The sequence below is a fragment of the Nocardioides soli genome (assembly GCF_014191495.1).
Taxonomy (GTDB): Bacteria; Actinomycetota; Actinomycetes; order Propionibacteriales; family Nocardioidaceae; genus Nocardioides; species Nocardioides soli.
In genome coordinates this window covers 1-18,047 of record NZ_JACHWR010000009.1, presented here as the reverse complement: position 1 = coordinate 18,047, position 18,047 = coordinate 1, and the positions used below count along the sequence as shown (strand labels likewise).

The following is an 18,047-nucleotide window of genomic DNA, read 5'->3' as shown; positions in this document are numbered from 1 at the left end:
TCGTTCGTCGCCCCGCCTCTACGCCCGCCCCTGGGATGGGGACTAGGGTCGAGGGCGTGAGCATTCTCGAGGACGCCCGCGAGGGCATGGACACCACCATCCGTCCGCAGGACGACCTCTTCGGTCACGTCAACGGGCGCTGGCTCGCGCAGACCGAGATCCCGTCCGACCGCTCGAGCTGGGGCCCCTTCGTCCAGCTCGCGGAGATCGCCGAGGAGCAGGTGCACGCGATCATCGAGGACCTCGCCCAGCGCGTCGCGGCGGGCGAGGACGTCGACGAGGACGCCCGCAAGATCGGCGACCTCTTCCACTCGTTCATGGACACCGAGACGATCGACGCCCAGGGCCTCCGCCCGGTGCAGCCGATGATCGACGCGGTGGCCGGGCTGCGCGACGTGCGCGACCTGGCGGCCTTCCTCGGCGAGTTCGAGCGCACCGGCGGGCACGGCCTCTTCGGGTCCTACGTCGACACCGACAGCAAGAACTCCGATCGCTACCTCTTCAACCTGGTCCAGGGCGGCCTGGGCCTGCCCGACGAGTCCTACTACCGCGACGAGAAGTTCGCCGAGGTGCGGGAGAAGTACGTCGCCTACCTGACGAGGCTCTTCACGCTCGCCGAGCGTCCCGACCCCGAGGGCGCCGCGGCCACCGTGCTCGGCATCGACACCCGGCTCGCGGCCGGCCACTGGGAGCGCGCGGAGACCCGCGACGTCCAGAAGACCTACAACCTGAAGACCAAGGCGGAGCTCGTCGAGATCTGCCCGAGCTTCGACTGGGACGCCTACGTCACCAACCTCGGCGGCTCCGACGAGACGCTCGCGGAGGTCTGCGTGCGGCAGCCGTCGTACTTCGAGCACCTCTCGACGGTGCTCGACGAGGTCCCGATCGACGACTGGCGCGAGTGGCTGCTCTCCCACGTGCTGCGCGCGGCCGCGGGCTACCTCACCGACGAGTTCGTCGAGGCCAACTTCGACTTCTACGGCCGCACCCTCAACGGCACGCCGGAGCTGCGGGCCCGCTGGAAGCGCGGGGTGGCGTTCGCCGAGGGCGCGATCGGCGAGGCCGTCGGCAAGGAGTACGTCGCGCGGCACTTCCCGCCCCGGTCGAAGGCGATGATGGACGAGCTGGTCGCCAACCTGCTCGCGGCCTACCGCCAGTCGATCTCCCGGCTCGACTGGATGACCGAGGAGACCAAGCAGCGGGCGTACGAGAAGCTCGACCGGTTCCGGCCCAAGATCGGCTACCCCGAGAAGTTCCGCGACTACTCGGCGCTCCAGGTCGCCCGCGACGACCTGCTCGGCAACGTCGCCGCCGCGTCGGCCTTCGAGACCGACCGCGAGCTCGCGAAGATCGGCGCACCGGTCGACCGCGACGAGTGGTTCATGCTGCCGCAGACCGTCAACGCCTACTACAACCCCGGCACCAACGAGATCTGCTTCCCGGCTGGGATCCTGCAGAAGCCGTTCTTCTCCGCCGACGCCGAGGAGGCCGAGAACTACGGCGGCATCGGCGCGGTCATCGGACACGAGATCGGCCACGGCTTCGACGACCAGGGCGCGCAGTACGACGGTGCCGGCAACCTCAACGACTGGTGGACCCCCGACGACAAGTCCGCCTTCGAGGTGAAGTCGAAGAAGCTGATCGAGCAGTACGACGGCTTCGAGCCGCGCAACCTGCCCGGCGAGCACGTCAACGGCGCCCTGACCGTCGGCGAGAACATCGGCGACCTCGGCGGCCTGACGATCGGCCACACGGCGTACCTCATCGCCCGCGGCGGCTCCGCCTCCGTCGAGGAGCGGCAGCGGCTCTTCATGAACTGGGCCTACTGCTGGCGCACCAAGCGCCGCAAGGAGCTTGACCAGCAGTACCTCACCATCGACCCGCACAGCCCGCCGGAGTTCCGCGCCAACATCGTGCGCAACCTCGACGAGTTCCACGAGGTCTTCGAGACCTCGGACGGTGACGGCCTCTGGCTCGACCCCGCCGATCGGGTACGGATCTGGTGAACCCGGCCCACCGCCAGGCGGCGTACGACGTCCGCCTGGAGTGGGGCCCGACCGGCGCCGCGGCCGTGGCGGCGCCGGTGGCGGTCGTGGTCGACGTGCTGTCGTTCACGACGACGCTGAGCGTCGCGGCCGACCGTGGAATCACCGTCTATCCGTTCCGCTGGAAGGACGAGCGGGCGACGGCGTACGCCGAGGCGCGCGGCGCCGTCCTCGCGACCGGGCGGTCCCAGCGGGAGGGCGTGAGCCTGTCGCCGGTGTCGGTGCGTGAGTCGGTGGGCGTCGAGCGGCTGGTGCTGCCCTCGCCCAACGGCTCGGCGATCAGCGTCGCCCTCGCGGAGGCCGGCGCCGAGGTCGTCGGCGCCGCGCTGCGCAATCGATCCGCGGTCGCCCGCCGGCTCGCGGGGCGCGGGGGTGCGGTGGCGGTGGTCGCGGGCGGCGAGCGGTGGCCCGACGGGTCGCTGCGGCCGGCCGTCGAGGACCTCTGGGGCGCCGGCGCCGTCATCGCCGCGCTGGTCGACCTCGGGGTGGGCGACCTCAGCCCGGAGGCGCGGCTGGCCGAGCGGGCGTTCCGGGCCGTCGAGCCGCACCTGGCCGACGAGCTCGCGGCGTGTGCGAGCGGTCGGGAGCTGGCCGCGATCGGCTTCGCCGGCGACGTCGCCGTGGCCGCCGAACTCGACGGCAGCGACGTCGTACCCGTGCTGACGCACGGCGCGTTCGTGGCGGGCTGACCGACCGGAGGCGGACAGGCGCCCTGCGTCGCTGCGGCTCACGCAGGGCACCTGCCCAGGGTGTGACCCCTGCCAGCGAACGCACCCCGTGTTGCGCGCTGGCACCTTCCAGGAGCACGCCTCCGGGCCGCAGATACCTCGGTCCCAGCACTTTCCTGTGGAGGGCGGGGATCGGCGGTCGGCGGCCGCTGGTAGACAGGCGACATGAGCACGCCGACCACGACCGACGTACGCCGCAGCGCGGAGGCCCACCTCCGAGCGCTGGTCGGCCCCCGCGACGGCCAGGGCGACGCCGTGCTGCGCGAGGACCAGTGGTCGGCGATCGAGGCGCTCGTCGTGCACCGGCGCCGGGCGCTGGTGGTGCAGAAGACGGGCTGGGGCAAGTCGGCGGTCTACTTCGTCGCGACGCTGCTGCTGCGCGAGCAGGGCGCGGGCCCGACCGTGATCGTGTCGCCGCTGCTCGCGCTGATGCGCAACCAGATCGCCGCCGCGGAGCGTGCGGGCATCCGGGCGGTGACCATCAACTCCACGAACATGGAGGACTGGGAGCCGATCCAGGAGTCGATCCGGGCCGGCGAGGTCGACGTGCTGCTGGTTAGCCCCGAGCGACTCAACAACCCCGGCTTCCGCGACGAGGTGCTGCCGCGGCTGGCGGCGACCTGCGGGCTGCTGGTCGTCGACGAGGCCCACTGCATCTCCGACTGGGGCCACGACTTCCGGCCCGACTACCGCCGGATCCGTACGCTGCTCGGCGACCTGCCCGACGGTATCCCGGTGCTCGCGACCACCGCGACCGCCAACGCCCGGGTCACCCAGGACGTCGCCGAGCAGCTGGGCCGTGCCGGATCCCTGGGAGACGTCCTGGTGCTGCGCGGCTCGCTCGACCGCGAGTCGCTGCGGCTCGGCGTGGTGCGGCTGAGGACCCCCGAGCAGCGCCTGGCCTGGCTCGCCGACCATCTCGCCGAGCAGCCCGGGTCCGGCATCGTCTACTGCCTGACGGTGGCGGCCACCCAGGAGGTCGCCGACTACCTGCGCTCGCGCGGCCACGACGTCGCGGCGTACTCCGGCCAGACCGAGACCACCGAGCGGCACGCCCTCGAGCAGGATCTCGCCGGCGGGCGGGTCAAGGCGCTGGTCGCGACCAGCGCGCTCGGCATGGGCTTCGACGCGACGCTCGGCTTCGTGGTCAACCTGGGCGCGCCCGCGTCGCCGGTGTCCTACTACCAGCAGGTCGGCCGCGCCGGCCGCGGACTCCCCGAGGATCTGGAGAGCGCCACGGTGGTGCTCCTGCCGGCGACCGAGGACCGCGACATCTGGGCCTACTTCGCCTCGCTCGCCTTCCCGCGCGAGGAGCAGGTGCGCCGCACGCTCGAGGTGCTGGCCGAGGAGGGCCGGCCGCTGAGCACCGCCACGCTCGAGACGTACGTCGACCTCAACCGCACCCGGCTCGAGACGATGCTGAAGGTGCTCGACGTCGACGGTGCCGTGCGCCGGGTCCGCGGCGGCTGGGAGGCGACCGGCCGGCCGTGGACCTACGACGAGGAGCGCTACCTCCGGGTCCGTGAGGCGCGCGAGCGCGAGCAGCAGGCGATGCTCGACTACATCGCGACCGACGGCTGCCGGATGCGCTACCTGCGTGAGCAGCTCGACGATCCCGACCTCGACGCCGAGCTCGACTGCGGCCGTTGCGACAACTGCGGCGGCCTGAGCGTCGCCACCGAGATCTCCGCCGCCGCGGTCGAGGAGGCCGAGGCCCGGCTCGCGCGGCCCGGCGTGGTGATCGAGCCGCGCAAGATGTGGCCGACCGCGCTCGGCAACCTCGGCGTCGAGCTCAAGGGCAAGATCCGGGAGGCCGCCGAGGAGGGCCGGGCCGTCGCCCGGCTCACCGACCTCGGCTACGGCAACGCGCTGCGCGAGCTCTTCGCGACGTCGACCCCGGACGGCCCGGTGCCCGTGCCGCTGGTCCGCGCGGTCATCGAGGTGCTCGACGACTGGCGGCCGCCGGTCGACGGCATCGTGGTCGTCGAGTCCGCCACCCGGCCGACGCTGACCGCCGACCTGGCCGACGGCCTCTCCCGCTACCTGCGGGTGCCGGTCGTGGGGCGGTGGGCCATCGTCGACCCCGACGTGGCGCCCGACCAGGGAGCGGCCAACTCCGCGCAGCGGATCGCCGCGGTGGGCCGGCGCTTCGACCTCCGGGCCGAGGTGCCCGAGGGCGGCCGGATCCTGCTGGTCGACGACCGGGTCGGCACCGGCTGGACGCTCACCCTGGCCGCGCGGGCGATCCGCGGGGCGGGCGCCGCCGAGGTCCGGCCCCTGGTGCTGGCCACCCAGGCGTAGCCGGTCAGGGACTGGTCCAATCCTAGAACGCGTTCTAATCTTCGGGGATGGACAGACCCCTGCGCGTCATCCAGTGGACCACCGGCAACATCGGCCGTCGGTCGCTGCACGCGATCCTCGGCCGACCGGACCTGGAGCTGGTCGGCGTCTACGCCCACGGTGCGGAGAAGATCGGCAAGGACGCCGCCGACCTGTGCGGGTGGCCGACGCCGACCGGGGTGCTGGCCACCGGTGACGTGGCCGCGCTGCTCGCGCTCGGGGCCGACGCCTGCTGCTACAACCCGCTCTGGCCGAGCATCGACGAGCTGTGCGTGCTGCTCGAGGCGGGCGTCAACGTGTGCACCTCGGCGGCCTGGATCACCGGCGGCAAGCAGACGCCGGAGGACCTCGACCGGATCCGGAAGGCCTGCGAGCGCGGCGACGCCACGATCTTCGGCAGCGGCGCACACCCCGGGATGACCAACCTCGTCGGCATGGTGCTCTCCGGGGCGTGCGAGCGCGTCGACGAGATCCGGATCACCGAGTCGGTCGACTGCTCGACGTACGAGAGCGCCGGCACCCAGCGGGCGATGGGCTTCGCGCAGCACCCGGACACCCCGGGCCTCGCCGAGAGCGTGCGCCGGGAGAGCGAGGTCTTCGCCGAGTCGGCGGCGATGATGGCCGACGCGCTCGGGGTCACCCTGGACGAGATGACCTTCGACGTCGAGTTCACCACCGCGACCGGCGACAGCGACCTCGGCTTCATGACGATCCCCGCCGGCACCGTCGGCGGCGTGCTGGGCTACCACCGGGGCTGGTCCGGCGGTCGCAACGTCGTCAGCGTCGGCTTCAACTGGGTGATGGGCGAGTACGCCGTGCCGCCGAAGCCGCTCGCGCACGGGCACGTGATCCAGGTCTTCGGGCGACCGAACATGCGCACCGTGCTGCACTGCCTGCCGCCCGAGGACTGGACCGAGCCCGGCTTCATGGGCCTCGGGATGATCTACACCGCGATGCCGGTCACCAACGCGGTGCCGTACGTCGTCGCCGCGCCACCCGGCATCGTGACGCTCGCGGACCTGCCGCCGATCACCGGGTGGCTGGCGGGTTTCGGCTGCTGACAGCCGAAACCCGCACGACACACCGGTCGAACACGGCGTGTTGTGCGGGTCGTGGCTGCTGACAGCCGAAACCGGCTAGTGGCCGACGAGCACGGCCGGGTCGAGCTCGTGCTCGACCTTCCTGCGGGGCAGGAAGAACGCCGGCACCAGCACCAGCGCGACGAGCACGGCCGCGACCACGAACACGTCGCCGTAGACCCCGGCGGTCACGCTGGAGATCTCGTCGGGCGGGGTGCTCGGGGTCAGCTTGTCCTGCAGGCCGTTGGTCAGCAGCACCGTGAAGACCGCGGTGCCGATCGACGCGGCGACCTGCTGGACGATGTTCATCAGCGTGGAGCCCCGGGCGATCGTGTGCTCGCGCAGCGTCGCGAGCGCGGCCGACATGATCGGCATCATCGTGCCGCCCATGCCGAGACCCATGATGAACAGCGAGGTCAGCAGGAAGGCGTACGACGTGGTGTCGGTCAGCGTCGAGAACATGCCCATCCCGATCGTGATGACCACGATGCCGGTCATCACGATCTTGCCGGGGCCGATCTTGTCGGCGAGCATGCCGGCGATCGGCATGGTGATCATGGCGCCGAGGCCCTGCGGGGCGAGCAGCAGCCCGGCGTTCATGGCGTCCTCGCCACGGACCTGCTGGAAGTAGAGCGGGAACAGCAGGCCGGCGCCGAAGAACGAGATCGCGAAGAGCGACATCGCGAGCACCGCGACCGTCATGTTGCGGTTCTGGAAGAGCCGCAGGTCGATGAGCGGGTGGATGTTGCGGCGGTTGAGCGCCCACGGTACGAACGCGGCGATCAGGACGATGCCGACCACGACGGGCACGACGACCTTGGTTGCGAAGAAGGTGCCGGTCTCGGGGATCGTGGAGATGCCGAAGAGGAACAGCGCCAGGCCCGGGGAGAGCATGATCATGCCCAGCCAGTCGAAGGTCTCGGACGGCTCGACGTGGTCGCGGGGCAGCACCTTCGCGGCGTAGATGATCGCGGCGACGCCGATCGGGAGGTTGATCAGGAAGATCCAGTGCCAGCTCGCGATGTCGATCAGCCAGCCGCCCAGGATCGGGCCGAAGATCGGGCCGAGCAGCATCGGGATGCCCATGATCGCCATCACGCGGCCGACCCGCTCGGGGCCGGCGACCCGGGTCAGGATCGTCATGCCGAGCGGCATCAACATGCCGCCGCCGAGACCCTGGACGACGCGGAACGCGACCAGCATCGGCAGGCTCGTGGCCAGCGCGCAGAGCGCCGACCCGGCCGCGAACAGCACGATCGCGAGGAGGTAGAGCCGCTTGGTGCCGAACCGGTCGGCCGCCCACCCGGTCATCGGGATCACCGCGGCCAGGGCCAGCGTGTAGCCGGTCATGGTCCAGGCGACCTGCGCCGCCGTGGCGTCGAACTCCTGCTTGAACGTCTCGAGCGCCACCGACACGACGGTGATGTCGAGGATGGACATGATCGCGCCCAGCACGACCACCCCCGCGATGACGAGCACGCGGCCGTCGAGCTTCTCGGTCTCCGGTTCGGGGGCTGGTTGGGTCTCAGTACTCACTCGTAGGAGGCTAGGTGTCGCCACCGACAGTGGTCATCCGACTTTCGTCTGCCGGCGACGTGGGCTTCGTCACCGGCCGAGTGCAAGGGGGCCGGCTCAGCCCAGCTGCGCCTCGATCGCGCCGACGATCCGCTCGTCGTCGGGCTCGACCTTGGGCGAGAAGCGGGCCACGACCGCGCCGTCGGCGGAGACCAGGTACTTCTCGAAGTTCCACTGGACGTCGCCGGTGTCGCCCTTCTCGTCGGTCGCCTCGGTGAGGGTCCGGTAGATCTCGTGCCGGCCGTCGCCGTTGACCTCGATCTTCTCGGTCATCGGGAAGGTGACGCCGTAGGTCGCGGAGCAGAACTCGGCGATCTCCTCGGCGGTGCCGGGCTCCTGGCCCATGAACTGGTTGCACGGCAGGCCGACGACGGTGAAGCCACGCTCGGCGTACTTCTCCTGGAGCTGCTCCAGGCCGGTGTACTGCGGCGTCAGTCCGCACCTGCTGGCGACGTTGACCAGGAGCGCGGGGCGGCCGGCGGTGAGCTCGCCGAGGGTGGCCGGGGTGCCGTCGAGGTGGGCGATCGAGGAGTCGAGGATGGTCATGGATCGAGCGTAGGGCCTCGGCCTAGGAGGCCAGGGGCGGGTGCTGGCGGTGGGCGCGCGCGACGGTGTCCCACCCGTCGGCGCCGAGCGTGACGACCGCGACCGGGAAGATGCCGAGGTTCTCCTTGTCGATGTGCTCGGTCAGCTCGGCGAACAGCGCCTCGAGGTCGGCGCCCAGCGTCGGGGAGGAGCGGTCCAGGTCGCTGAGGGCCTCGTCGAAGGACCGGTGCTCCGCTTCCAGCTCGACGACCGCGTCGGCGAAGTCGCCCTGCTCCTTCATCGCGGTGAAGATGCCGGCCTCCTCGCGCCGCACGTGCCGGGTCAGCAGGCCGGCGAGCAGCCCCATCCGGTCCCAGGCGCCGTCGAGGTCGGCGCCGTCCAGGAGCCGGCGCACCTCGCCGGCGTGGTCGAGGAGATCGAGGTGCTCGTCCATCAGCTCGGCGATGGGCTCGACCCCGCGGCAGCCGCAGTGCTCGCACATGTCGCCGAGTCTGGGTCGTCGGACCGCGCCGGGCCAGGGCCGAAGGTCCCCGGCGCGCCGGTCCGGTGGGCCGATGGGCACGGGCGTCAGGGACTAACGTCCCTGAGACACACGGAGCAGCGCCGCCCAGGATGACGGCATGTTCCGCGGGAGGGCGGTCACCGTCACCCCGACAGCACCCTGACCCGACAGCACAGGAGGGCAGACCGATGGGTCCCGACGTCCGGACCGTCGCCGAGGTCGTCGTGCGACTGCCCAAGACGCTCGGCCGTGCGGCCACGGTTGCACAGGCCCGGTCGGCCTTCGAGCGCGACCACGTGCACATGCTGCTGCTCACCGACGATGGGCAGCTGCTCGGCACGCTGGTGCGCGCCGACCTGCCGGACGACGCGCCCGGCGCGGACCCGGCGCTGGGGTACGCCGTGCTGGAGGGCCGGACGATCCCGCCCTCGGTCGGCGTCGAGCAGGCCCGGCAGCTGCTGCTCTCCCGTGGCGAGCGGCGCCTCGCCGTCGTCGACGGCGAGGGGCGGCTCGTCGGGCTGCTGTGCCTGAAGCGGCGGCGTACCGGCTTCTGCAGCGATGCGGACGTCGCGGCCCGCGCCGCCGACGCCGGCACCCGAAGGGGGCGCGCCGAGCCGGTCGTCCTTGTCAGCGAGACCGGAGGTTCCCTACGTTGAAGCGCATGACCGACACCTCTCGGACAGGTCTGGACGGCGCGGGCAGCGATGCGTTGCTGCGGGCCGGACGTTTCTTCACGAGGTGGGAGGAGACCGACGACGGCCGGGCGGTGTTCCGCGAGGGCGGCCGCGCGGGCGACGTCTTCTACCGCGACCGGTGGAGCCACGACAAGGTGGTCCGCTCGACGCACGGGGTGAACTGCACCGGCTCCTGCTCGTGGAAGGTCTACGTCAAGGACGGGATCATCACCTGGGAGAGCCAGGAGACCGACTACCCCTCGGTCGGGCCGGACCGGCCGGAGTACGAGCCCCGCGGCTGTCCGCGGGGCGCGGCGTTCTCCTGGTACACCTACTCACCCACGCGGGTGCGCTATCCCTACGCGCGCGGCGTGCTCGTCGAGATGTTCCGCGAGGCCCGCGACCGCCTCGGCGACCCGGTGGAGGCGTGGGCCGAGATCGTCGGCGACCCGGTCAAGCGACGGACGTACCAGCAGGCGCGCGGCAAGGGCGGCCTGGTGCGGGTCAGCTGGCGCGACGCGATCGACATGGTCGCCGCCGCGCACGTGCACACGATCAAGACCCACGGGCCCGACCGCTGCACCGGCTTCTCGCCGATCCCGGCGATGTCGATGGTCTCCCACGCGGCCGGCAACCGGTTCATCCAGCTCATCGGCGGCGTGATGACGTCGTTCTACGACTGGTACGCCGACCTGCCCGTCGCGAGCCCGCAGGTCTTCGGCGACCAGACCGACGTGCCCGAGTCCGGCGACTGGTGGGACGCGACGTACCTGATGATGTGGGGCTCCAACGTGCCGGTCACCCGGACGCCCGACGCCCACTGGATGGCCGAGGTCCGCTACCGCGGCACCAAGGTCGTCACGGTCAGCCCCGACTACGCCGACAACACCAAGTTCGCCGACGAGTGGATGCCCGCCCAGGCCGGCACCGACGCCGCGCTCGCGATGGCCATGGGCCACGTGCTGCTCAAGGAGTTCTTCGTCGACCGGCGCACGCCGTTCTTCGTCGACTACGTGCAGAAGTACACCGACCTGCCGTTCCTGATCCGGCTGGAGGAGCACGACGGTGCCGATTCCGGGGGAGGCCTGGTCCCGGGCAAGTTCCTCACCGCGACCGACCTGGGCGGTGCCACCCCCGAGGACGCCTGGAAGACCGTGCTGCTCGACGGCACGACCGGCGAGGCCGTCGTCCCCAACGGGTCGATGGGGTTCCGGTACGCCGAGTCCGGCAAGGGGAAGTGGAACCTCGACCTCGAGGGCGTCGCGCCGGCGCTGACCCTGGCCGGCGATGCGAGCGAGCCGGTCGAGGTGCTGCTGCCGGCCTTCGTCGACGCCGACGGCAGCGGCACGGTGCTGCGGCGCGGCGTCCCGGCCCGCCGGGTCGGTGGTCATCTCGTGACGACCGTGTTCGACCTGATGCTGGCGCAGTACGGCGTCGGCAGGGACGGCCTGCCCGGCGAGTGGCCGACCGGCTACGACGACGCGAGCACGCCGTACACCCCGGCCTGGCAGGCCGAGCGCACCAGCGTGCCGGCGGAGCAGTGCATCCGGATCGCCCGCGAGTTCGCCCGCAACTCCGAGGAGTCCGGCGGCCGCTCGATGATCATCATGGGCGCCGGCATCTGCCAGTGGTTCCACGGCGACGCGACCTACCGGGCGATCCTCTCGCTGCTGATCCTCACCGGTGCGATGGGCCGCAACGGAGGAGGATGGGCCCACTACGTCGGGCAGGAGAAGTGCCGCCCGATCACCGGGTGGATCTCGCTCGCGAACGCGCTGGACTGGAGCCGGCCGCCGCGCACGATGACCGGCACGTCGTTCTGGTACATGCACACCGGCCAGTGGCGCACCGACGGCTACTCGGCCGACTCGCTCAACTCCCCGCTCGCTCGGGGGCATCTCTCCGGGAAGCACACCGCCGACGTCATCGCGGAGTCGGCGCGCAAGGGCTGGATGCCCTTCTACCCGCAGTTCGACCGGAGCTCGCTCGACGTCGGCGCGGAGGCGGCCGCTGCCGACGACCCGGCGCAGTACGTCAAGGACGCGCTCGCGGACGGGCGGCTGAAGCCCGCGATCGCCGACGTCGACGCACCGGAGTCCTGGCCGCGCACCCTCGTGCTCTGGCGCTCCAACCTCTTCGGCTCCAGCGCGAAGGGCAACGAGTACTTCCTCAGGAACCTGCTGGGCACGCACTCCAACGTGCTCGGGAGCGAGAACCCGGCCGCGCCCCGGCCGAGCGAGGTGGCGTGGCACGACGAGGCACCGGAGGGCAAGCTCGACCTGCTCGTCTCCGCCGACTTCCGGATGACCTCGACGACGCTGCTCTCCGACGTCGTGCTACCGGCGGCGACCTGGTACGAGAAGCACGATCTCTCCTCGACCGACATGCACCCCTTCGTGCACGCCTTCAGCCCGGCGATCGACCCACCGTGGGAGGCGCGCACCGACTTCGAGACGTTCCACGCGATCGCGCAGCGGCTCTCCGAGCTGTCGAAGAAGCACCTCGGCACGCGCCAGGACCTGGTCAGCGTCCCGCTGCAGCACGACACCCCGGGCGAGACGCCGCGCGACCCGTACGACACGACCCCGGTCTTCCAGGTGGTCGAGCGCGACTACACCGCGATCGCCGACAAGCTCGCCAGCGTCGGCCCACTCGCCGACACCCTCGGGTTCACGGTCAAGAACGTCACCTACCGGCTCGAGGAGCAGGTCGCCGCGCTCGCCCGGAGCAACGGCGTGATGTCGTCCGGTGCCGGCGCCGGGCGGCCCTCGATCGCCACCGACCAGCACCTGGCCGAGGCGATCCTGCGCTTCTCCGGCACGTCGAACGGCGCGCTCGCGGTGCAGGGCTTCCGGACCCTCGAGGAGCGGGTCGGCAAGCAGCTGCACGACCTGGCCGAAGGGTCGGAGGAGAAGCGGATCAGCTTCGCCGACACCCAGGCGGCGCCGGTGCCGGTGATCACCTCGCCGGAGTGGTCGGGCTCGGAGACCGGAGGACGCCGCTACGCCCCGTTCACCGTCAACATCGAGCGGCTCAAGCCGTTCCACACCCTGACCGGGCGGATGCACTTCTACCTCGACCACGACTGGATGACCGATGTGGGCGAGGCGCTGCCGACGTACCGGCCGCCGCTGGACATGCAACGGCTCTTCGGCGAGCCGGCGCTCGGCTCCGACGGACAGCTGCAGATCACGGTGCGCTACCTGACCCCGCACTCGAAGTGGTCGATCCACTCCGAGTACCAGGACAACCTCTTCATGCTGTCGCTCTCCCGCGGTGGCCCGACGGTCTGGATGAGCCCGCAGGACGCCGGCGCGATCGACGTCCACGACAACGACTGGGTCGAGGCGACCAACGCGAACGGCGTCCTGGTCGCCCGGGCGATCGTCAGCCACCGGATGCCGCAGGGCGTGGTCTACGTGCACCACGCGCAGGAGCGGACCATCGACGTACCCAAGTCGGAGGCGACCGGCCGCCGCGGCGGCATCCACAACTCCGTGACCCGGCTGCTGGTCAAGCCGACGCACCTGATCGGCGGCTACGCCCAGCTGTCCTACACGTTCAACTACCTCGGCCCGACCGGCAACCAGCGCGACATGGTCTCCACGATCCGCAAGCGCTCGCAGGAGGTGACCTACTGATGGGTGGTTTCGAGACAGGCGCTAGCGCGCCTTCCTCAACCACCGAGACGGTGGTTGAGGTGCGAAGGCGCTCTGCGCCTGAGCCTCGAAACCACCATCGGAGGGGAGAGCTGATGCGCGTCATGGCCCAGATGGGCATGGTGATGAACCTCGACAAGTGCATCGGGTGCCAGACCTGCTCGGTGACCTGCAAGCAGGCGTGGACCAACCGGGCCGGCACCGAGTACGTCTGGTTCAACAATGTCGAGACCCGCCCCGGCCAGGGCTACCCGCGCCGCTACGAGGACCAGGAGCAGTGGCACGGCGGCTGGGAGCTGAACAAGCGCGGCCGGCTCCAGCTCAAGACCGGCGGCCGGCTCAAGCGGCTGCTGTCGATCTTCGCCAGCCCGGTGCAGCCGGAGCTCAAGGACTACTACGAGCCCTGGACCTACGACTACGCGACGCTGGTCGAGGCCCCGCTCGGCGACGACTTCCCGGTGGCCCGGCCCAAGTCGCTGATCACCGGCGAGGACACCAAGGTCACCTGGTCGGCCAACTGGGACGACAACCTGGGCGGCACGTCGGAGCTGGGCCACCTCGACCCGATCGTCGCGAAGATCCGCCAGGAGTCCGAGGACAAGATCAAGTTCGAGTTCGAGCAGACCTTCATGTTCTACCTGCCGCGGATCTGCGAGCACTGCCTGAACCCGTCGTGCATGGCCTCCTGCCCCTCCGGCGCGATCTACAAGCGCTCCGAGGACGGCATCGTGCTCGTCGACCAGGACCGCTGCCGGGGCTGGCGCCAGTGCATCACCGGCTGCCCGTACAAGAAGATCTACTTCAACCACAAGTCCGGCAAGGCCGAGAAGTGCACGTTCTGCTACCCGCGGATCGAGGTCGGCATCCCGACCGTGTGCGCGGAGACCTGCGTCGGCCGGCTGCGCTACCTCGGGCTCTTCCTGTACGACGCCGACGCCGTCACCGCGGCGGCCTCGGTGCCCGACGAGAAGGACCTCTACGAGGCGCAGATGGACCTGCTCCTCGACCCGGAGGACCCGCAGGTGATCGCCGCGGCGCGGGAGCAGGGCATCCCCGAGGACTGGCTGGACGCCGCCCGGCGCTCCCCGGTCTACGCGCTGGCGAAGAAGTACCGCGTCGCGCTGCCGCTGCACCCGGAGTACCGCACGATGCCGATGGTCTGGTACGTCCCGCCGCTGTCCCCGATCGTCGACCTGCTCTCCGAGCAGGGGCACGACGCCGAGGACCGCGACGTGCTCTTCGGCGCGATCGAGGCGCTGCGGATCCCGATCGAGTACCTCGCCGAGCTCTTCAGTGCCGGCGACACCGAGGTGATCGACGGCGTGCTGCGCAAGCTGGCCGCGATGCGCTCCTACATGCGCGGCATCAACCTGGGCCGCGAGCCGGACGAGTCCATCCCGGCCTCGGTCGGCCTGAGCGGCGAGACGATGTACGAGATGTACCGCCTGATGGCGATCGCCAAGTACGACGAGCGCTACGTGATCCCGAAGGCGCACGTCGAGCAGGCCCACGACCTCGAGGAGCTCGGCTGCTCGCTCGACTACGACGAGGGCCCGGGCATGTACGGCCCGTTCGGCGAGGCCAGCGGTCGCCCGGTACCGGTCGCGGTCGAGAACTTCCAGGCGCTGCAGCAGCGCCAGACCAGCGACGAGCCCGCCGGCAACGAGGAGCTGCGCGGCCGGGTCAACCTGCTCAACTGGGACGGCAACGGCACCCCTCGGGGGCTGTTCCCGCCGCGGCGGGAGGAGGAGTCGCGATGAGCGCGGGACGGGGTGGTTTCGAGGCTCGCTTCGCTCGCACCTCAACCACCGACACGGTGGTTGAGGTGCGAAGGCCGCTAGGCCTGAGCCTCGAAACCACCACCAGGGAGGCGACGACATGAGGGCGCGGGTGACCCGACAGGCCGCGTCGTACCTGCTCGCCTACCCCGACCAGGCGCTGCTCGACCGGGTGCCGCTGCTGCGGGACGCGTTGGCCGAGCAGGGGGTCGACGGCCTCGACGCCTTCCTCGACCATCTCGAGGGCACTCCGCTGCGCGAGCTGGAGCGGCAGTACGTCGAGGTCTTCGACCTCTCCCGCCGGCACGCGCTCTACCTGTCCTACTGGACCGATGGCGACACCCGGCGGCGGGGCGAGGTGCTGGCGCGGTTCAAGGCGGCGTACCGGGCCTGCGGCTTCGTCGTCGACACCTCCGGTGAGCTGCCCGACTACCTGCCGATGGTGCTGGAGTTCGCGGCGATCGCCGACCCGGAGGTGGGCGAGACGATCCTGCGCGAGTACCGCCCCAGCCTGGAGCTGCTGCGGATCGGTCTCGAGGAGGACGGGGCGCCGTACGCCGAGGTGGTGGCGGCCGTCTGCGCCACCCTGCCGGGCGCCTCGCCCGCCGATCGGGCCGCCGTGCAGGCGATGGTCGGCGGCCCGCCGACGGAGTTCGTCGGCCTCGAGCCCTACGACCCGCGCCTGCTGCCGATGGCCAACAGCGGAGGAGAGCGCCCATGAACGTGCTGCTCTGGGGCGTGCTGCCCTACCTGGTAATCGCGACGCTCGTGCTCGGCACGATCTGGCGCTATCGCTACGACAAGTTCGGCTGGACCACCCGGTCCTCCCAGCTCTACGAGTCGCGGCTGCTGCGGATCGGGTCGCCGCTCTTCCACTTCGGCATCCTCGTGGTGTTCATCGGCCACGTCGGCGGCCTGCTGATCCCGGAGGACTGGACCGAGGCGGTCGGGATCTCCGAGAGCATGTACCACTTCAACGCCCTGCTCTTCGGCGGCATCGCCGGCTTCTGCACGCTGGCCGGGATCATCATCCTGGTCGTCCGGCGGCGCAGGACCGGGCCGGTCTTCATGGCGACCACCGTCAACGACAAGGTGATGTACGTGCTGCTCGTCGGCGCGATCACGCTCGGCCTCTGGACGACGCTGGTCGCGGTCGGCGCCGGGTCGGAGGCGCACAACTACCGTGAGACGGTCTCGCCGTGGTTCCGCTCGATCTGGCGGCTCAACCCTGACGTCCACGCCATGGCCGAGGCGCCGATCCAGTTCCACGTGCACGTGCTGGTCGGGATGCTGCTCTTCGCCGCGTGGCCGTTCACCCGGCTCGTGCACGCGTTCACCGCGCCCGTGCACTACCTCTTCCGCCCCTACATCGTCTACCGGAGCCGCGACGCCCGGACCCCGGCGCCGACCGGCCGGCCGCGCGCCGGCTGGAGTCCGGTGGGCACTCCCGACCGGGATCGGAGCACCCGATGAGCCACACGAGCGACACCGCCGTCGTACCGGATCTCAGGTCCGGTCAGTCGAAGAACCTCGCACTCGCGACGCTCGCCTTCGCGGTGAGCTTCTGGGCGTGGAACATGATCGCGCCGCTCGGCGTCCGCTACGCCGAGAGCATGGGCCTCACCTCGGGTGAGAAGTCGCTGCTGGTCGCGACGCCGGTGCTGGTCGGCTCGCTCGGCCGGATCCTGGCGGGCGCGCTGACCGACCGCTTCGGCGGCCGGCTGATGTTCACGGTCCTGCTGGTGGCGACCGCGCCGTTCGTGCTGCTGGTCGCGTTCGCCGGCGACCAGGACTCCTACGGCCTGATGCTGCTCTTCGGCTTCTTCCTCGGGATCGGCGGCACCACGTTCGCGGTCGGCATCCCCTTCGTCAATGCGTGGTTCGCGGCCGACCGGCGCGGCTTCGCCACCGGCGTCTTCGGCGCCGGCATGGGCGGCACCGCCCTCTCGGCGTTCTTCACCCCGCGGTTCGTCGACTGGTTCGGGTACGGCGTGACGCACGTGATCATCGCGGTCGCGCTGGTCGTGGTCGCGCTCGTGGTCTGGTCGGCGATGCGGGACTCGCCGGTCTGGTCGCCCAACACCGACCCCGTGGTGCCCAAGCTCGCCGCGGCGATGCGGCTCCCGGTGACCTGGCAGATGTCCTTCCTGTACGCCGTCGCCTTCGGCGGCTTCGTGGCGTTCTCGACCTACCTCCCGACGTACCTCAAGGACGTCTACGAGTTCGACCTCACCCAGGCCGGCACCCGGACGGCGGGCTTCGCGATCGCCGCGGTCGTCTGCCGGCCGATCGGCGGCGTGCTCTCCGACCGGATCGGGCCGCGGGCCGTGGCGGCGACCTCGTTCGCCGGCGCCGCGGTGATGGCCGTCGTGGTCGCCCTCCAGCCCGAGCCGGAGATCCCGGCCGGGATCTCCTTCGTGGTGCTCGCCGCGTTCCTCGGCCTCGGCACCGGCGGCGTCTTCGCCTGGGTCGCCGCGATGGCGCCCAAGGAGCGCGTGGGCAGCGTCTCGGGCATCGTCGGCGCCGCCGGCGGCCTCGGTGGGTTCTTCCCGCCCCTGGTGATGGGCGCGACGTACGACGAGGCCGACCACAGCTACACGATCGGGCTGATGCTGCTGTGCGCCACCGCACTCGTGGCGCTGCTCTACACGCTGCTGGGCATCAAGAAGCGGAAGGAGCCCGTCTCCGGCTGAGGGTGTCGTCGGGCCGGCCGGCCGGTCGGGTCGCCGGGACGTCATACGTTCCGAGCAAGGGGACACTCCGTCCGTATGACGTCCCGGCGGCACGGGCCCGCATCCGTCGAAAGTCGTGCCAACCGGCCGGGGTGGTGCGAGCGTTCATCCGGCGAGGGAGGCCGATGGACAGCCAGGACTTCACGGCGTGGGCGGCCGGCGTCGAGCGCCGGCTGCTGCGCTCGGCGTACCTGCTCACCGGCGACCTGCACCGTGCCGAGGATCTGGTCCAGGAGGCGTTCGTGAAGGTGGCGCTGCGCTGGGACCGGCTGCGTGACGGCAACCCGACGGCGTACGCGCGGACGATCCTGGTGCGCGACCAGATCTCGTGGTGGCGACGCAGGCGGGAGACCCCCGTCGAGGAGATCCACGGCGGGGCGGCGACGTCG

Annotated in this window: 14 protein-coding genes; 11 read left to right on the top strand and 3 right to left on the bottom strand. The window is 71.1% G+C overall.

The window, feature by feature from the left end; genetic code table 11:
• Nucleotides 1–56 precede the first annotated feature (56 nt).
• The 4 genes from FHU40_RS26240 (at nucleotide 57) to FHU40_RS26225 (ending at nucleotide 6,174) form a co-directional block, all read left to right on the top strand.
• Nucleotides 57–2,006, top strand: a complete 1,950-nt coding sequence (locus FHU40_RS26240; protein WP_343058066.1) for a M13 family metallopeptidase — start codon at nucleotides 57–59, stop codon at nucleotides 2,004–2,006.
• On the top strand, nucleotides 2,003–2,734 hold the full coding sequence (locus tag FHU40_RS26235; protein ID WP_183595472.1) for a 2-phosphosulfolactate phosphatase: 732 nt from the start codon (nucleotides 2,003–2,005) through the stop codon (nucleotides 2,732–2,734). Before FHU40_RS26240 ends, FHU40_RS26235 begins: the two co-directional genes overlap by 4 nt.
• Before the next feature lie 204 nt (nucleotides 2,735–2,938).
• Entirely contained in the window at nucleotides 2,939–5,074 is a 2,136-nt protein-coding gene (locus FHU40_RS26230; RefSeq protein ID WP_183595471.1) for a RecQ family ATP-dependent DNA helicase, read from the top strand.
• A 47-nt stretch (nucleotides 5,075–5,121) separates the two neighbouring features.
• Nucleotides 5,122–6,174 carry an NAD(P)H-dependent amine dehydrogenase family protein gene (locus tag FHU40_RS26225; RefSeq protein WP_183595470.1) on the top strand — a complete coding sequence of 351 codons (1,053 nt, stop codon included), beginning with the start codon at nucleotides 5,122–5,124 and terminating at the stop codon, nucleotides 6,172–6,174.
• A gap of 75 nt (nucleotides 6,175–6,249) precedes the next feature.
• Here the strand turns inward: FHU40_RS26225 and FHU40_RS26220 are convergent, their stop codons facing one another.
• From FHU40_RS26220 to FHU40_RS26210, 3 genes are all read right to left on the bottom strand, one after another.
• Nucleotides 6,250–7,728 (bottom strand): DHA2 family efflux MFS transporter permease subunit, encoded by a 1,479-nt coding sequence (locus tag FHU40_RS26220; protein ID WP_183595469.1) that lies wholly within the window; start codon nucleotides 7,726–7,728, stop codon nucleotides 6,250–6,252.
• A gap of 96 nt (nucleotides 7,729–7,824) precedes the next feature.
• Nucleotides 7,825–8,313: a glutathione peroxidase gene (locus FHU40_RS26215; RefSeq protein ID WP_183595468.1), complete on the bottom strand. Its 489-nt coding sequence runs from the start codon at nucleotides 8,311–8,313 to the stop codon at nucleotides 7,825–7,827.
• A 22-nt stretch (nucleotides 8,314–8,335) separates the two neighbouring features.
• Entirely contained in the window at nucleotides 8,336–8,794 is a 459-nt protein-coding gene (locus FHU40_RS26210; protein ID WP_183595467.1) for a hemerythrin domain-containing protein, read from the bottom strand.
• A gap of 209 nt (nucleotides 8,795–9,003) precedes the next feature.
• On the opposite strand from FHU40_RS26210, the gene FHU40_RS26205 reads away from it, so the two are divergent.
• From FHU40_RS26205 to FHU40_RS26175, 7 genes are all read left to right on the top strand, one after another.
• The gene (locus FHU40_RS26205) at nucleotides 9,004–9,471 is read left to right on the top strand and encodes a CBS domain-containing protein (RefSeq protein WP_183595466.1); all 468 of its coding nucleotides are present in this window, start codon (nucleotides 9,004–9,006) and stop codon (nucleotides 9,469–9,471) included.
• 5 nt (nucleotides 9,472–9,476) lie between these two features.
• Nucleotides 9,477–13,130 carry a nitrate reductase subunit alpha gene (locus tag FHU40_RS26200; protein ID WP_183595465.1) on the top strand — a complete coding sequence of 1,218 codons (3,654 nt, stop codon included), beginning with the start codon at nucleotides 9,477–9,479 and terminating at the stop codon, nucleotides 13,128–13,130.
• A 113-nt stretch (nucleotides 13,131–13,243) separates the two neighbouring features.
• Nucleotides 13,244–14,908, top strand: a complete 1,665-nt coding sequence (gene narH / locus FHU40_RS26195; RefSeq protein WP_183595464.1) for a nitrate reductase subunit beta — start codon at nucleotides 13,244–13,246, stop codon at nucleotides 14,906–14,908.
• A gap of 118 nt (nucleotides 14,909–15,026) precedes the next feature.
• Nucleotides 15,027–15,647, top strand: a complete 621-nt coding sequence (gene narJ / locus FHU40_RS26190) for a nitrate reductase molybdenum cofactor assembly chaperone (protein ID WP_183595463.1) — start codon at nucleotides 15,027–15,029, stop codon at nucleotides 15,645–15,647.
• The gene (gene narI / locus FHU40_RS26185; RefSeq protein ID WP_183595462.1) at nucleotides 15,644–16,399 is read left to right on the top strand and encodes a respiratory nitrate reductase subunit gamma; all 756 of its coding nucleotides are present in this window, start codon (nucleotides 15,644–15,646) and stop codon (nucleotides 16,397–16,399) included. Before narJ ends, narI begins: the two co-directional genes overlap by 4 nt.
• Nucleotides 16,396–17,619: an MFS transporter gene (locus FHU40_RS26180; protein WP_183595461.1), complete on the top strand. Its 1,224-nt coding sequence runs from the start codon at nucleotides 16,396–16,398 to the stop codon at nucleotides 17,617–17,619. Before narI ends, FHU40_RS26180 begins: the two co-directional genes overlap by 4 nt.
• Nucleotides 17,620–17,783: 164 nt before the next feature.
• The coding region (locus FHU40_RS26175) for a sigma factor (RefSeq protein WP_281374886.1) at nucleotides 17,784–18,047 on the top strand (264 nt) is incomplete at its 3' end.

What these genes read in the sequence shown, in the direction of transcription:
- FHU40_RS26230 (WP_183595471.1), top strand. Translation starts at nt 2,939, where the DNA reads ATGAGCACGCCGACCACGACCGACGTACGCCGCAGCGCGGAGGCCCAC.
- FHU40_RS26225 (WP_183595470.1), top strand. Translation starts at nt 5,122, where the DNA reads ATGGACAGACCCCTGCGCGTCATCCAGTGGACCACCGGCAACATCGGC.
- FHU40_RS26215 (WP_183595468.1), bottom strand. Translation starts at nt 8,313, where the DNA reads ATGACCATCCTCGACTCCTCGATCGCCCACCTCGACGGCACCCCGGCC.
- FHU40_RS26210 (WP_183595467.1), bottom strand. Translation starts at nt 8,794, where the DNA reads ATGTGCGAGCACTGCGGCTGCCGCGGGGTCGAGCCCATCGCCGAGCTG.
- FHU40_RS26205 (WP_183595466.1), top strand. Translation starts at nt 9,004, where the DNA reads ATGGGTCCCGACGTCCGGACCGTCGCCGAGGTCGTCGTGCGACTGCCC.
- FHU40_RS26200 (WP_183595465.1), top strand. Translation starts at nt 9,477, where the DNA reads ATGACCGACACCTCTCGGACAGGTCTGGACGGCGCGGGCAGCGATGCG.
- narH (WP_183595464.1), top strand. Translation starts at nt 13,244, where the DNA reads ATGCGCGTCATGGCCCAGATGGGCATGGTGATGAACCTCGACAAGTGC.
- narJ (WP_183595463.1), top strand. Translation starts at nt 15,027, where the DNA reads ATGAGGGCGCGGGTGACCCGACAGGCCGCGTCGTACCTGCTCGCCTAC.
- narI (WP_183595462.1), top strand. Translation starts at nt 15,644, where the DNA reads ATGAACGTGCTGCTCTGGGGCGTGCTGCCCTACCTGGTAATCGCGACG.
- FHU40_RS26180 (WP_183595461.1), top strand. Translation starts at nt 16,396, where the DNA reads ATGAGCCACACGAGCGACACCGCCGTCGTACCGGATCTCAGGTCCGGT.